This window comes from Stenotrophomonas sp. SAU14A_NAIMI4_8 (genome assembly GCF_003086695.1).
Taxonomy (GTDB): domain Bacteria; phylum Pseudomonadota; class Gammaproteobacteria; order Xanthomonadales; family Xanthomonadaceae; genus Stenotrophomonas.
Genome location: NZ_CP025999.1, coordinates 3,758,327 through 3,773,293 on the forward strand (window position 1 = coordinate 3,758,327; position 14,967 = coordinate 3,773,293).

The 14,967-nt window shown below is 68.1% G+C and carries 14 protein-coding genes; 3 read left to right on the forward strand and 11 right to left on the reverse strand.

Annotation, left to right across the window (positions count from 1 at the left end):
* Nucleotides 1-40 precede the first annotated feature (40 nt).
* Nucleotides 41-433, reverse strand: a complete 393-nt coding sequence (locus C1930_RS16945; RefSeq protein WP_108757172.1) for a VanZ family protein — start codon at nt 431-433, stop codon at nt 41-43.
* A complete protein-coding gene (locus tag C1930_RS16950) occupies nt 430-1,614 on the reverse strand; it encodes an SAM-dependent methyltransferase (protein WP_108754163.1) in 1,185 nt (394 codons plus the stop codon). The genes C1930_RS16945 and C1930_RS16950 overlap by 4 nt, the downstream gene beginning before the upstream one ends.
* Nucleotides 1,615-1,672: 58 nt before the next feature.
* Here C1930_RS16950 and C1930_RS16955 point away from each other — a divergent pair, with 58 nt between their 5' ends.
* The gene (locus tag C1930_RS16955) at nt 1,673-2,410 is read left to right on the forward strand and encodes a pteridine reductase (RefSeq protein WP_108757173.1); all 738 of its coding nucleotides are present in this window, start codon (nt 1,673-1,675) and stop codon (nt 2,408-2,410) included.
* Between the two features lie 86 nt (nt 2,411-2,496).
* Here C1930_RS16955 and folK read toward each other — a convergent pair whose 3' ends face one another.
* Complete coding sequence (gene folK, locus C1930_RS16960; protein WP_108757174.1) at nt 2,497-2,982, reverse strand: 2-amino-4-hydroxy-6-hydroxymethyldihydropteridine diphosphokinase; 486 nt, start codon at nt 2,980-2,982, stop codon at nt 2,497-2,499.
* Nucleotides 2,983-3,074: 92 nt separating this feature from the next.
* On the opposite strand from folK, the gene C1930_RS16965 reads away from it, so the two are divergent.
* Nucleotides 3,075-3,827: a 20S proteasome subunit A/B gene (locus C1930_RS16965; protein WP_108757175.1), complete on the forward strand. Its 753-nt coding sequence runs from the start codon at nt 3,075-3,077 to the stop codon at nt 3,825-3,827.
* A 27-nt stretch (nt 3,828-3,854) separates the two neighbouring features.
* Here the strand turns inward: C1930_RS16965 and C1930_RS16970 are convergent, their stop codons facing one another.
* The 4 genes from C1930_RS16970 to C1930_RS16985 all read right to left on the reverse strand — a co-directional run bounded on the left by C1930_RS16970 (nt 3,855) and on the right by C1930_RS16985 (nt 8,138).
* Nucleotides 3,855-5,366: an ATP-binding protein gene (locus tag C1930_RS16970; protein WP_108772251.1), complete on the reverse strand. Its 1,512-nt coding sequence runs from the start codon at nt 5,364-5,366 to the stop codon at nt 3,855-3,857.
* A gap of 4 nt (nt 5,367-5,370) precedes the next feature.
* On the reverse strand, nt 5,371-5,811 hold the full coding sequence (locus C1930_RS16975; protein ID WP_108750515.1) for a response regulator: 441 nt from the start codon (nt 5,809-5,811) through the stop codon (nt 5,371-5,373).
* Nucleotides 5,808-7,625 carry an ATP-binding protein gene (locus tag C1930_RS16980; protein ID WP_108772252.1) on the reverse strand — a complete coding sequence of 606 codons (1,818 nt, stop codon included), beginning with the start codon at nt 7,623-7,625 and terminating at the stop codon, nt 5,808-5,810. The genes C1930_RS16975 and C1930_RS16980 overlap by 4 nt, the downstream gene beginning before the upstream one ends.
* A gap of 126 nt (nt 7,626-7,751) precedes the next feature.
* Entirely contained in the window at nt 7,752-8,138 is a 387-nt protein-coding gene (locus tag C1930_RS16985; protein WP_108750513.1) for a BON domain-containing protein, read from the reverse strand.
* 171 nt (nt 8,139-8,309) lie between these two features.
* Between C1930_RS16985 and C1930_RS16990 the strand changes: the two genes are divergently transcribed.
* Nucleotides 8,310-9,353 (forward strand): oxidoreductase, encoded by a 1,044-nt coding sequence (locus C1930_RS16990; protein WP_108772253.1) that lies wholly within the window; start codon nt 8,310-8,312, stop codon nt 9,351-9,353.
* A 292-nt stretch (nt 9,354-9,645) separates the two neighbouring features.
* On the opposite strand, the gene gnd is transcribed toward C1930_RS16990, so the two are convergent.
* The 4 genes from gnd to C1930_RS17010 all read right to left on the reverse strand — a co-directional run bounded on the left by gnd (nt 9,646) and on the right by C1930_RS17010 (nt 14,876).
* Nucleotides 9,646-10,551: a phosphogluconate dehydrogenase (NAD(+)-dependent, decarboxylating) gene (gene gnd / locus C1930_RS16995; protein WP_108754170.1), complete on the reverse strand. Its 906-nt coding sequence runs from the start codon at nt 10,549-10,551 to the stop codon at nt 9,646-9,648.
* A 10-nt stretch (nt 10,552-10,561) separates the two neighbouring features.
* On the reverse strand, nt 10,562-11,818 hold the full coding sequence (locus C1930_RS17000) for a hypothetical protein (protein WP_108772254.1): 1,257 nt from the start codon (nt 11,816-11,818) through the stop codon (nt 10,562-10,564).
* A 2-nt stretch (nt 11,819-11,820) separates the two neighbouring features.
* Nucleotides 11,821-12,480, reverse strand: coding sequence for a DUF2242 domain-containing protein (locus tag C1930_RS17005; protein WP_108772255.1), 660 nt, complete (start codon nt 12,478-12,480; stop codon nt 11,821-11,823).
* Between the two features lie 218 nt (nt 12,481-12,698).
* Nucleotides 12,699-14,876, reverse strand: a complete 2,178-nt coding sequence (locus C1930_RS17010) for a carboxy terminal-processing peptidase (protein ID WP_108757181.1) — start codon at nt 14,874-14,876, stop codon at nt 12,699-12,701.
* Nucleotides 14,877-14,967 lie beyond the last annotated feature (91 nt).

Below are 14,967 nucleotides of genomic sequence, written 5' to 3' on the forward strand. Positions count from 1 at the left end.
CTTTCCGCAGGAAAGGGCTCTGACCCCGAGCCAGGATCCCTCACCCCCGCCAGCGCAGCAGCAGGTCGCGCAGCGGGGTAAAGGTGGTGGCCATGCCCGCCAGCACGCCGATCGTGTTGGCGATGGCATCCATCGCGTCAGCGCTGCGGTTGCTGGTCAGCGCGCCCTGCGCGAACTCGATGCACACGCCCATCAGCACCAGGCCCACGCCCGCCCACAGCAGTGGGCGGCCACGGCGGAACAACTGCACGGCGCTGCCGGCCAGGATGAAATAGGCCAGGACGTGCTCGACCTTGTCGCTGTTCTTCGGCAGGTCCAGCGGCGGCGGTGGGATCAGGCAGACCACGATCACCACCAGCACCGCCAGCGCCCACAGCGCCGCCCACAGCCGCGGCCGGCGCAGTGGTTTGAGCAGCGGCAGCGCCGCACTCACAGGCGCCAGCTCAGGTCACCCAGTTCGAAGGCCGGCTCGAAATCCACATCGCGCTGCAGGCCGATCACCTGGAAGCGCTCGCCCATCTCGGTCGGCAAGGTCAGCTTCTTCACCTGGTCACGCAGCTGGATGCGGCCCACCTCATCGGTGCGCTCTTCGGCCAGTACCAGCACCTGGTCCAGGCCATTGCCCAGCAGGAAGCTGGCCTGGCTGCAGTAGCCGGCCAGATCGAAGCCGGCGTGCAGGCCGGCCTCGGCCATCGCGGTGAAATCCACCGACGCGGTGATGTCCTGCAGGCCCGGCCAGCGGTACACCTCGTTGTGCACGTGGTGGCGGTAGAACGCGCGCACCGTGCCGTCATCGCGGTCGTGCTGGTAGAACTCGGCGCGGCTGTAGCCGTAATCGACGAACAGCATCGCACCGCGCTGCAGGCCACCGGCCACCGCCTGCAGCCAGTACGGCAGCTGCGGCAGCACTTCGGAGCGATAGCCCTCGGCGAAGGGTTTTTCCAGATAGCGCTCGATATGGCGCACCGCGCCGTTCAGCAGCACATCGGCCGGCTGCGCGCCGCGCATGAAGTTGCCCTGGCCATCCAGTTCTACGGTTTCTTCATAGACCTCGCCGTCCTTCACCAGGAAGCGCGGCGTGGGCAGCGCGTCGATCACCTCGTTGGCGAACACCACGCCTTCCCAGTCATCGTCGAACGGGCGGTCCACCCACTCCACGCGCGCGGCCAGCTCGGCCGGCAGGTTCTGCTGCAGGCGCTGCTGCTGGCGCTGGCGCAGGTCGGCACTGGGTTCCAGGATCGCGTAGCGCGCCGGCAGGGCATCCAGCTCGGCCAGGCGCAGCAGCACGGCTTCGGCGAATGCGCCGGTGCCACCGCCCAGTTCCAGCAGGCGGGCGTGCGCGCCCAGCTGGCCGAACACCGGCGCCAGCGCATTGGCCACGCTGCCGGCGAACAGCGCGCCCAGTTCCGGCGCGGTGGTGAAATCGCCACTGCCGCCGAACTTGCTGGCACCGGCGCTGTAATAGCCCCAGCCCGGCGCGTACAGGCACAGTTCCATGAAGCGGGAGAACGGCATCGCCCCACCCTGCGCAAGGATTTCAGCGCGCAGGGCGGCGGCCAGCTGGTCGCTGTGGGCCAGGGCATCGGCTTCGGGCAGGGGGAAGGTGGGCTGCATGGCGTCTTCGAATGCGGTGACAATGGTGCACAGGATAGCCGAGCCTTGGAGGACCCTCATGAGCGACACCGCCCCCGTGGCCCTGATCACCGGCAGCGCACGCCGGATCGGCGCGGCCATTGCCCGCCAGTTCCACGCCTGTGGCTGGTCGGTGGTGCTGCACGCGCATACATCCAGCGCCGAACTGCAGCAGGCCGCCTTCGATCTGGAAAACGTCCGCCCCGGCAGCGTGCTGGCCCTGCAGGCCGACCTGCGTGACGCCGCCGCCCTGCCCGACCTGGTGGACCAGGCGGCGGCCCACTTCGGCCGCCTGGACGCGCTGGTCAACAACGCCTCCAACTTCTTCGCCACCCCGCTGGGCCAGGTCACCGCCGAGGCGATGGACGAACTGTATGCGGTGAACGCACGCGCCCCGCTGCTGCTGGCCCAGGCCGCCGCACCGCACCTGCGCCGCCAGCACGGCAGCATCGTGAACCTGACCGACCTGCACGGCACCGACCCGATGCGCGACCACGTGGCCTACACGATGGCCAAGGCCGCGCTGGAAATGGCCACCCGTTCGCTGGCGCTGGAGCTGGCGCCGAAGGTGCGGGTGAACGCGGTCGCCCCGGGCGCGATCCTGTGGCCGGAACAGGGCAAGGATGATTTCGCCCGCGAAGCGCTGCTGGCGCGCACGCCGCTGGCGCGGATCGGCACCGTGGAAGAGATTGCCGAGGCGGTCTACTGGCTGGTGGCCGATGCGCAGTTCGTGACCGGCCACACGCTGCGCGTGGATGGCGGCCGCACCGTCAGTTGAACGTTCCGCCGGGCATGGCCCGGCGCTACCGATGCGGGCGGCGGGTAGCGCCGGGCCGTGCCCGGCGAGCGCAGCGGGAACCGCCACTACGCGAGATCGACCACCTCGAACGCCTCGCCATGCTGCCGGTGCGCCCGCCACAGCGTGGCCAGGTCCTGGCCACTGACCGGGTCGATGAAATCCGGCGCGATATCGGCCAGCGGCTTCAGCACGAAAGCATGTTTCAGCTCCGGGCGCGGAATGCGCAGGTGGCCGGGGCCTTCCACGATCAGATCGCCGTAGAACACCACGTCGATGTCCAGCGTACGGTCGGAAAAACGCGGCCCACTGCGATCGCGCCCATGCGCGTCTTCCAGCGCATGCAGCCAGTCGTCCAGTTCCTGCAGCGGCAGGTCGGTCTCGATCGCCACGGCGTTGTTGAGGAAGGCCGGGCCTTCAAAGCCGACGGCGGCGGTCTGGTAGGCCGGCGACACCCGCACGGCGCCGAAACGCTCGCGCAGGGCCGCCACCGCGGCGTGGAGGTAGCGGCGGGGCTGGACGTTGCTGCCCAGGCTCAGGAGCACGGTGGTCATGCGATTCCGGTGGCGGCGTTCTGGGGGACGTGGGCATGCCGTCATCACGGCGGCCTGCCTACACTCCGGGACGCACATGATAGGGCACCGACATGACCTATTGCGTTGGAATCGAGGTGGATGAGGGCCTGGTCTTCGCCGCCGACACCCGCACCAATGCCTCGCTGGACGACGTGCGCGTGCACCGCAAGCTGCACGTGTTCGACTACCCCGGCCAGGCCGCCTTCGTGCTGATGGCCGCCGGCAACCTGGCCACCACCCAGCTGCTGGTCTCGCGGCTGGCCCGCGATGCCGCCGAACGGCGCACGCCGAACCTGCGCGATATGCCCCACCTGTTCGAGGCGGCGGCCTACGTCGGCCAGCTGCTGGTGGACAGCCAGGTGAAGTGCCAGCACACCGAACACGGCCACGACGGGGTCAACACCCAGGCCACGCTGATCTTCGGCGGCCAAGTGGCCGGCGAGCGACCCGGCCTGTACATGGTGTACCCGCTGGGCAACGCGATTGCCGCTTCACCGGAAACGCCGTACCTGCAGATCGGCGAATCCAAGTACGGCAAGCCGATCCTGGACCGCATCCTCAGCCCGGCCACGCGCCTGGGCGATGCCGCACGCACGGCCATCGTGTCGCTCGATTCCACCATCCGTTCGAACCTGTCGGTGGGCCTGCCCATCGATCTGGCGCTGATCCGCGATGGCGAGCTGCGGGTCGGCCAGCAGTTGCGGCTGGGGGCCGATTCAGCGCTGTACGCCGACATCCACCAGAACTGGTCGCGGCGCCTGGAACAGGCGGTGGAGAGCCTGCCCAGGTTCCCGTGGGAAACCTCGCGCGGCGAAGCGGGGTAGCGCCGGGTCATGCCCGGCGGCCTGCGCTCACCCCAATGCTTCGGCCACGGCGCGGAACACGTGCTGCATCTGCAGCGGCTTGCGCAGCACATGCACCTGGATGCCTTCCGGAACATCGTCGGCGGGCATGTCCACCTGCGCCTCTTCCAGCACCAGCGCCGGGCCGCGATAGCCCAACGCCGCCATTTCGCCCAGCAGCTGGCTGGCCGGCAACAACCGCGATCCCGCATCGGCAATCACCAGCGCCGGCATCGCCTCCTGCTGCATCCAGCGCAACGCCGCTGGGCCGTCGGAAGCCAGCTGCAACTGGTAGCCCTGGCTGGACAGCGCATTGCCCAGCAGCGACAGCCGCGTGGCTTCACCATCCACCACCAGGATCGATTGGCCACTGCCCAGCGCCACCAGCTGTTCCACCGGCTCGCTGCGATCTGCACGATCGTGCATCGGCAGGTGCAGCTCGAAACAGCTGCCCTGCCCCGGCTGGCTGCTGACCTGGATGCTGCCGCCAGCGCCTTCGACGATGCGCTTGCACGACATCAGGCCCAATCCGGTGCCCTCGGCCTTGGTGGTGAAGAAGGGATTGAACAGGTGCGACAGCGTATCTGCGTCCATGCCGATGCCTTCGTCGGCCACGGCAATGCGCATCCAGTCCACGCCCTCGCGCTGGCCATCATGGCGCGCGACCAGGCTCAGGCGGCCGCCATCGGGCATCGCCTGGATCGCATTCAACGCCAGGTTCAACAGCACCTGCTGCAGCTCGGTGGAATTGGCGTCCACGGCCAGGCCTTCGTCCTGCACCTGTACATCCAGGGTGACCGCATCGGGCACGCTGCTGCGCAACAGCAGCGCCACCGCCTGGAACAGGTCATCGATGCGGATGTGTTCGCTGGGCTTGCGCGAACCGCGCACGAACGACAGCATCGATTCGGCCATCTCATGGCCACGGCGCCCGCATTCGGCAATCACATCGGCCAGGTGGTGCAGCTGCGGGTCTTGGGTACGCGCCTTCAACAGGTCCGGCATGATCAGCAGCGGCTGCAGGATGTTGCGCAGGTCATGGCTCAACCCCGCCGCCAGCAGCGACAGGCTTTCCAGGCGCTGCGCGCGCATCAGTTCGGTTTCCACGCGCATGCGTTCCACCGCGCTGCGTGCCTCGCGTACCGCACGCGCCACCGCCGACGGCAAGCGCGCCGGCTGGTGCTTGATGATGTAATCGTTGGCGCCCTTCTGCAGCGCTTCCACCGCATTGTCTTCGCCCATCGTGCCCGAGACGAAGATGAAGGGCACATCCGGCGCGCTCTCGCGCACGATGCGCAGCGCTTCATCGCCGGAAAAGCCCGGCATGCTCAGGTCGGACAGCACGATGTCGGGCAGGAAACCGGCCAGCGCCTGGCGCAGCTCGCCCGCGCTTTCCACGCGTTCGAAGCGGGCCTCCAGGCCTGCGTCCAGAATCTGTTCGGACATCAGCTCGGCATCTTCCGGCGAATCTTCCACCAGCAGGATGCGCAGCGGGCCGAGCGCGTGGGCGGTCAGGACCATGGGCTTACTCGCGCTCCGGCGCCTGGTTGATCAGCGCCCAGAACTTGCCCAGGGTCTGCACGGCACCGAAGAACTGGTCCACGTCCACCGGCTTGACCACGTAGGCGTTCACGCCCATGTCCCAGCTGCGCGCCAGATCGCTTTCCTCGCGCGAGGAGGACAGGATGACCACTGGCAGGCGCTTGAGTTCTTCGTGTTCGCGGATCTGCCGCAGCACTTCCAGGCCATCCATGCGCGGCATCTTGATATCCAGCAGCAGCACCGCCGGCAGGCCTTCCTCGCGATCGGCGAAGGCACCGCGGCGCAGCAGGTAGTCCATCACTTCCACGCCGTCTTCCACGTGCACGATGGGGTTGGCCAGGCGCGCTTCCTGCAGCGCGTCGATGGCCATTTCAGCGTCGGCCGGGCTGTCTTCGGCCAGCAGGATGGTACGCAGAGTCGTCATGCGGAAGGACCTTGGTTGACCGCGTCCAGCGCGGGAGGCAGGTAGAAGTGGAAGGTGGCGCCGGCATCGGGCTCGGCTTCGGCCCAGATGCGGCCACCGTGGCGGGTCAGCACGCGGCGCACGCTGGCCAGGCCGATACCGGTACCGGGGTAGTCGCTGGCCTTGTGCAGGCGCTGGAACACCCCGAACAGCTTGGCCGCGTAGGCCATGTCGAAGCCTGCACCATTGTCGCTGACTGTGAACTGATGACCGCCATCGGGCTGTGCCTGGTAGTCCACGCGGATCTTCGCCGGGTCTCGGTTGCCTGAATACTTCACCGCATTGCCCAGCAGGTTCAGCCACACCTGGCGCATCATGTTTTCATCGGCCACCACGATCGGCAGCGGTGCAATCGACCATTCCACGCTGTGCGCGGGCGCGCCGGCTTCGGCATCGGTCTTCAGGTTGGCGTCGAGCATGGCGCGGGTGTCGGCCACCAGCGATTGCATGTCCACGGCCTGCTGGCGCATGGCCGCGCGGCCCAGCCGCGAATAGACCAGCAGATCGTCGATCAGAGCGGCCATGCGCCGCGCCGAACTGGAAATGACGTCCAGGTAGTGGCGGCTCTTCTCGTCCGCGTCGTCACCCAGGTGGCGCGTCAGTTTGTCCGAGAAGCCGGCCACGTGGCGCAGTGGTGCACGCAGGTCGTGCGATACCGAATAGCTGAAGGCTTCCAGTTCGCGGTTGACCTCGGACACCTGCGCGACCTTGCCTTCCAGCTGCCGGTTCAGCTCTTCTACGCGCCACTGCACGGCACGCTGCACCGTCACATCGCTGATGGTCAGCAACACCACTTCATCGTCACTGTCGGGCAGCGGCATGCGCCGTGCGTTCAACAGCATGTAGCGCACCATGCCATCGGCAGTGCGCTGTTCGTGTTCGAAATCCCACAGTTCGCGGCCGCGCAGCAGCACGTCGGCCAGGCGCTGGCGCACCACTGGGTCCTTCCACGCACCGTCGCCGACATCGCCCAGCAGCGTGCCGTCGGCGCGCTCGTCCTGCAGGTCGTACAGCTCAGAAAAGGCCGGGTTGTGCAGCTGCACGCGCAGTTCGCGATCCAGCAGCACGATGGGTTCACGCACGGTCTGCAGCACCGACGCCGCACGCCCGGCCGCGCGCAGCGACTGCCGCTCGGCCTGCAGGCGGCGCCCGATCTGCCGTTGCAGCAGCCACAGCACCAGGCCCAGCAGGCCCAGCTGCACGGCCAGCGAACTCCACGAAATGAACTCGGTCTGGCGGCGCTGACGGCTGGCCTGCTCGGCGCGCTGGGCCAGCAGTCTCTGCTCGCTGGCCTGCAGCTCTTCCACCAGGCCACGGATCGGATAGCGGGTGCTCAGGTCCTGCACCAGCTCGCGCTGGTCGGTATTGGGCTCGGCACGGGCCAGTTCGCGCGCCAGCGCCATGCGCCCGTCCAGCATCGCTTCGATGCGACCAATGCGGATCAGCTGATCGGGGTTGTCGCGGGTCAGGCGGCCCAGTTCGGCCAGGCGGCCGGGAATGTCCTGCGCCTTGGCCATGCGCTCGCGCAGGCCGGGCGCATCCACACCCTTGGACAGGGTCAACGCCGCCGATTCCACATCGCGCACGTCGGCCTGCAGCTGCTGCAGGGCCACGCCCACGGCCTGGGTATGGGTCACCCAGGCCATCGCCGCCTCGTTGTCCTGCTGCAGTTTGCGCAGGGTCAGCCACGGCACCACGATGATCGCGGCCGCCGCCAGGGCCAAGGCCGGCAATCGCCAGCGGTCCCAGACATCATCACTGAACACCAGCGCCATAGTCCCTCGTCAGCACCGCAGCGGAACCGGCAATATAGCGCAGACGGTCACGGGGTTTCCCGGGCGCGGCAAAAACGGGGGCGCCCCGTGGACGCCCCCGTCGTGCTTCAAGCGTTAGCGCCGGTCTCAGCGCTTGGCGGCGGCATTCACCTTCAGCGCCGCGGCATCGACGCGGGTCACGCCCTTGATGCCCTTGGCCGTGGTCACCGCCTTGTCATGCTCGGCCTGGGTGGCCACCGTGCCGCTCAGGCTGACCACGCCGTTCACCGTTTCCACCTTCACTTCGGTGCCCGGCACATTGCTGCTGGCCAGCAGGTCGGCCTTCACCTTGGTGGTGATCCAGCTGTCGGTCACCGGCTCGTTGGAATCGTGGCGATCGGCATGGGTCATCGCCGAATGGTCGGCCTTCGGCGGGCTCTTGGCGGCCGGGTCCTTGGCGAATGCAGCAGAGGAGGACAGGGCCAGGCCCAGGGTGAGGGCCGAAGCAATCATCGTGCGGGTCAGGGTGCTCATCGTGCGGTGCTCCTTCTGTGTGTGGCGCCAGTGTGCGCACCGTCATGTGTGGCAGGCGTGGCGCCACGGTCATGCCGCCGTGAATCAGCGTACTTGCACGGCAAACCGTTCAGTTTTGCGCAGCGCGCGTGCTCGTTTACCCTGCCCTTCCCGCCCCCACGGAGACCTGCCATGCGCCCCGATCTGCAACTGGCCCTGATCGGCTACGGCCTGGCCGGCCGTGTGTTCCATGCACCGCTGATCCAGCACACGCCCGGTCTGGCCCTGCACAGCATCGTCAGTTCGCAGCGCGACACGCTGCTGCGCAGCTTCAGCGATGTGCACGTGCGCGACACGCCGCAACAGGTGTTCGATGACCCCGCCGTGGATGCGGTGGTGATCGCGACCCCCAATGCACTGCATGCGCCGCTGGCGCTGGCCGCGCTGGCGGCAGGCAAGCACGTGCTGGTGGACAAGCCTTTCGCGCTGGACATGGCCGAGGCCAACGCCGTGGCGGCTGCGGCCCGCGATGCCGGGCGCATCGTCAGCGTGTTCCAGAACCGGCGCTTCGACGCTGACTTCCTCACCCTGCAGGCACTGCTGGCGCAGGGCGTGCTGGGCAAGGTGGCCGAATGCCATGCGCACTTCGACCGCTACCGGCCGCAGGTGCGCGATCGCTGGCGCGAGCAGGATGGGCCCGGCAGCGGCCTGTGGTACGACCTGGGGCCGCACCTGCTGGACCAGATGCTGGTGCTGTTCGGCTGGCCGCAGGCGATCGATGCCGATCTGGCGGTGCAGCGCAGCGGCGGCAGTGGCGTGGATTATTTCCATGCGGTGCTGCACTACCCGCGCCATCGCGCCATCGTGCATGCCGGTTCGCTGGTGGCCGCACCGACGCCGCGTTTCGCCGTGCACGGTGAATTGGCGAGCTGGGTGAAATACGGTCTGGATGTGCAGGAAGCGCAGTTGCGCCGTGGCGTGGCGCCGGGCGCGCCGGGCTGGGGCATCGACCCACGGCATGGCGAACTGCTGCGTTGCGAGGCCGACGACAGCGTGCAGCGCAGCACTGTGGACAACGTGCCCGGTGACTATCGGCACCTGTACGCGCAGTTCGCCGCCGCGCTGCATGGCGACGGTGAGCCGACGGTCAGCCTGGCCCAGGCGCTGCAGGTGATGCAGTTGCTGCAGGCAGGCATGGACAGCGCCCAGCAAGGGCGGCGGATCGCACTGGGGTGACCGGCAGGGCTGCGCCCTGCACCTGCTCAATGCAACGGCAACTTCAACTTCAACGTCAAAAGCGGGCTATCTGGGGATGGCACTTTCCCGCGATCTGCCAGTAGATCCACGCCATGCGTGGATGACGTGGAAATGATCGGAACACGCTTTTGGGCGCCATGGGGTCAGAGCCCTTTCCTGAGGAAAGGGATCCGACCCCGACGCCTCCACGCCATGCGTGGATGACGTGGCAACAATCGGAATCGGCGGGGTCGGACCCCTTTCCTGCGGAAAGGGATCCGACCCCGATTGCTTATGACTTCTTGATGGCGTGGCCGCCGAATTCGTTGCGCATGGCCGACAGCAGGCGGTCGGTGAACGAATTGGATTCGCGCGAGCGCAGGCGTTCCAGCAGCGACAGGGTGATCACCGGCGCCGGCACATCCAGGGCAATGGCTTCGGCCACGGTCCAACGGCCTTCGCCGGAATCTTCCACGTACGGGGCAATGCCATCCAGCGACGGGTTGCGCTTCAGCGCTTCGGTGCTCAGGTCCAGCAGCCACGAACGCACCACGCTGCCGTGGCGCCAGACTTCGGCCACCTGGGCCAGGTCCAGCTGCAGCTCGTCCTTGCGCTCCATCAGCGCGAAGCCTTCGGCATAGGCCTGCATCATTCCGTATTCGATGCCGTTGTGAACCATCTTGGTGAAGTGGCCGGCACCGGACGGGCCGACACGGCCCCAGCCACGATCTTCGGCCGGCGCCAGCGTGCGCAGCAGCGGCGCGATCTGCTCGACCACCGCTTCATCGCCGCCCACCATCAGGCTGTAGCCTTCCTGCAGGCCCCACACGCCACCGCTGGTGCCGCAGTCCACGTAGCCCAGGTCATCTTCGGCCAGCGCCTTGGCGCGGCGCATCGAGTCCTGGTAATTGGAATTACCACCATCGATCACGATGTCGCCCTCGGCCAGGTGCGGGGTCAGTTGGCCCAGCGTCTGGTCCACGGTTTCGCCGGCCGGCACCATCAGCCACACCACGCGCGGCACCGGCAGCGCGGCCACTGCGGCGGCCAGCGAATCGACCACCTGCAGGCCGGCCTCGGCCGCACGCTGGCGCGCACCTTCGCCGGGGTCGTAACCCACAACGCGGTGGCCGCCGCGATGCAGGCGCTGGGCCATGTTGGCGCCCATGCGGCCCAGGCCGATCATTGCAATATCCATTGTTTCACCTTCAGTTGTTGTCGGAAGTCAGGCTGCCTGGCCGGCCGGTCGTCGCGCAGGCACGCAGTTGCGCCTGGCGCCAACGCCGGTAGAGCGTGGTATGCAGATTGTGCAACGCCAGGTCGATGGAAAACGCGGTACGCGGGTTCCGGTCGAGCAGGCGCACGATGTGGTAGCCGATGGGACGTATACCGCGTGGGTGCACATAGATCACGAACTGCTGGTAGAACGGATCGTCCAGCAACTGGTCCATGCGGTCCAGGGTGGCACGGTAGCGCGGTGCCAGCTGCGCCCGCAGCGCCGGATCGCGTTCGTACAGCAGCCGCTCGAAGTAGCGCCGGCCGACCCGCGGAATGCCCTGCGCCAACCGCCACAGCTGCGCATTGCGCTGGTCGTACCAGGCAAACCCGGCGTGCGCGGCCAGCGCCTTTGCGGCGTCGGCGCCCACATCCACCACCACGAAGTTCTCGGCCTGGTTGTTCAGATCGTCCAGCAGCGCCTTGTCGCCCACGTGTTCAATGAAGCCGGGCAGGCCGACGAACGCCTGCCGCCCCTGCGCCGACGCGCGCACCGCCTTGCCGTCGGCCACGAAGTCGCCGGCGTGTGCGCCCAGCAGGATGCTGTCGGTGGCGTGCAGGCCTAGGAAGGTGCCGATGGACAGCTCGGCGGGGCTGAACTCGGCGTCGAAGGCCGCATCGCCATACAGCGCGCGCTGGCTGGCCAGCTGTGCCACCTGCCGGCCGACCCCGCATTCGGCGCGCACGCGGCCGCTCTGGAAGGCCTGCAGCGCCGCACTGTTGCTGCCCTGGGGCACGTAACCGCGACCGAAGCTGCGCGTGCGTTGCCAGCCCTGGACTTCCGCACCACCCGCGCCGAAGCCGATCCAGCCCAGTTGCAGGCCGGAAAACCGGAAACCGGGGTTGTCCTGCAGTGCCTGGGTGGCACTGCGCGTGGCCGCACCCAACAGGAAGCTGTACGCGCAGACTGTAGCGGGGTCGTCCAGCAGCTGCTGCAGCAGCGCCTGCCGCACGCTGTCGGGCAGATCCGCCGGCCAGCGCACGCGCAGATCACCGGCGGCCTGCGCATCGGCCAGCGAGGCACGCTGGCACACCGGGCCGCCGTGAATGTCGGGCGCCGGCAGCGCGCTGGTTTCAAAGCGCCAGCCCAGCCGTTGCAGCAGCCCCTGCGTGCAGTCCACCGCGGGCGCCGCGTGGCTGCCCAGCGGACCGGCCAGCAGCAGGCCCAGCAGCAGCGCCCGCCCCCGCATGCTCAGCCTTGGGCCGCCGCCGGGGCCGGCACATCGGCCGGGGTGGATTCGGGGGGCGCAGGCTCGGTGGGCAGCGGCGGGGTTGGCAACGGTGCCGGCTGCGGCGCGCTGGCCGCCGGGGGCGCGGGCTTGGCCGCAGCCGCCGGCAGGTACTGCTGCAGGCGCTGGAAGAAGCGCCGGTAGAAATCGGCATCGGTAATGGTGCTGCTGGCCACTCTCACCAGCGAATCGTCGTTGCTGCCGAACGGCAGTGACACCGAGCCCAGCGCGCCCACGCCCACGCTGGCCGAGGTCGGGCTCTTCTTCAGCGCGTAGCGGTCCTGCACCGCGCTGACGAACACCAGCGCCTGGTCGGCGCCGCGCGGGGCACAGGAAATGCGCAGCACCAGCTGCTCGTGGTCGTCTTCGCGCGGCTGGAAGTTCTTGTTGCCCTCCACCTGGCCGTCGTCGGCGCGGGCAATCGCATAGCCCTGGCTGAGCAGGGTGCGGCGGGCGGCTTCGCAGGCCTCGGCCGGGCGGCCATCAACGGTGCGCGAGAAGGTATCGCCCGAATCGAAGGATTCGCGCAGCAGCGCGTTGTCGGCGGCGCGGCCGCCACAGCCGGCCAGAGCCAGGGTGCCAGCCATGGCCAGCAGGGGGAAACGGATGCGCGGGGCCCGCATGGGTGCTCCTGCGAGAACGGAAGCCCCAAGGGTAGACCCGGCACCGTGTGCGGCGGGTCGAGGACAACCGGCCCGTTGCTGCCGGTTCATGCGCCGATTGGCGGGCCGCTGCGCTCGCCGGGCATGGCCCGGCGCTACCGTCAGGGCGCCGACGCGCGCCCCCCAAACAAAACGGGGCCGGCATTGCCGGCCCCGTCGGGTATCACGGTGCGGTGCGATCAGTCGGCCCAGCGGCCCACGCCGGTGGACTGCGGCAGCACCTGCGCCGACAGCGGGCGGTCGGTTTCCAGCAGGTTCACCGCATCGGCCAGGATCGCGGCCGATTCACGCAGCAGCGGGTCCGGGCGCTTCTCGGCGGCCTTCTCGCGAGCGGCATCCTTCACGATGTCGCGCTCGTTGCCGGTCAGGCCGTCATCGCTGCTGTCGTCGGCCAGCGGGTCCAGGGCCAGGCCCAGTTCCTTGCGGATCACCTGGCGCTCCTTGCGCTGGGTGTCCTGGCGCTCGCGCTCGGCACGACGGGTGGCCTCGTTCAGCGACACATACTTCTTCTCTGCCTCGGTGCGGAACTGCTGCACGTCCTCGTTCCACCACTGGAATTCCTTGTCGGTGGCGATACGGGTGTCGTGGCGGGTTTCCAGCTTCGGCAGCAGCGGCGCGAAGTTGCCGTACTGGGTGTGCGGCACAGCGGCGATGCGGGTCCACGGCAAGGCGTTGTCGTAGGTGCTTTCGCCGAATTCGGTGGCATCCACGCTGGCCGGGAAGGCCAGGTCGGGCACCACGCCCTTGTGCTGGGTGCTGCTGCCGCTGATGCGGAAGAACTGGGCAATGGTGAGCTTCACCTGGCCGAAGCGCTGGGTCTCGCCGCTCGGCCAACGGTCCAGATCCACGATGTTCTGCACCGTGCCCTTGCCGAAGGTGGTTTCACCAATGACCAGGCCACGGCCGTAATCCTGGATGGCGCCGGCGAAGATTTCCGAGGCCGAGGCCGAACCGCGGTTGATCAGCACGGCCAGCGGGCCGTCCCAGGCCACGCCCTGGTTGCGGTCGTTGTTCACGGTCACTCGGCCGCCGGATTCGCGCACCTGCACCACCGGGCCCTGTTCGATGAACAGACCGGTCAGTTCAATGGCTTCGTCCAGCGAACCGCCACCGTTGTTGCGCAGGTCCAGCACCACGCCGTCCAGCTTGTCGTTCTTGAAGCCGGCCAGCAGCTTGGCCACGTCGCGGGTGGCCGAAGCGTAGTCGGTCGCGTTGCGGCGGCGGCCTTCGAAGTCCTGGTAGAAGGTCGGCAGCTTGATCACGCCCACCTTGCGCTCGGGCTCGCCGTCCTTGCCCGGAATGGTCATGGTTTCGCCCTTGGCGGCCTGTTCGGCCAGGCGCACCTTCTGCCGGGTCAGCACCAGGGTGTGGTGCTTGCCGTCGGCGCCCTCTTCGGCCGGAATGAATTCCAGCTTGACCTGGGTGTCCTTGGCGCCACGGATCTTGGCCACCACGTCGTCGATGCGCCAGCCGATCACATCTTCGATGGTGCCCGACTTGCCCTGGCCCACGCCCACGATGCGGTCGCCCGGCTTCAGCGTGCCGTCCACGGCGGCCGGGCCACCGGCGATGATCTCGCGGATCACCACCACGTCATCCTGGCGCTGCAGCTGCGCGCCAATGCCTTCCAGCGACAGCGACATGGCCTGGTTGAAGTTCTCGGCCGTGCGCGGGGTGAAGTAATCGGTGTGCGGATCGACCGCGCTGGTATAGGCGTTCATGAAGAACTGGAAGACGTCTTCGCCCTTCAGCTCGTTCACCGACTTTTCCATCGTGGCGTAGCGCTTGTCCAGCGTCTTGCGGATGTCGTCGGACTTCTTGCCGGCCAGCTTCAGGCGCAGCCAGTCATTCTTCACCGACTTGCGCCACAGCTCGTCCAGTTCAGCGCTGCTGGCGGCCCACGGCACGTCCTTGCGGTCGTACTCGAAGCGCTCGTCAGTGGTGAAGTCCGGTTCCTGCTTCAGCAGCTTGCGCGCGTAGGCCACGCGCTCGCCCACGCGCTGCTTGTAGACGGCAAACACCTGGAACGCCGGTTCCATCTCGCCGCCACGGATGGCATTGGCGATGTTGGCCTCGAACGGCGCGAAGCGGGTCACGTCGGCCTGGGTGAAGTACTGCTTGCCGCCGTCCAGGGTGTCCAGGTAGCGCTTGAACACGTCCTTGGCGGTGGCTTCGTCCAGCGCGCGCGGCCGGTAGGCGTAGCGGCTGTCGGACAGCAGGCCGTAGACCAGCTTGGAGGTGGTCACCTGGTCGGCGGTGGCCGCAGCCGGCAGGGCCGGCGAATCGGTCTTGGCCGCCAGCGCCAGCGGCGCTACCAGCGCCAGGGCCATCAGGAATGCAGGGGCTTTGAATTTCATGAACGTGCTCAAGGGCGGCTTGCCAAGGGGGAGACTGCGCGGTGTTCAGACACCACGACAGTGCCGAAAGTTGCCGGATTTGTCATCCGCC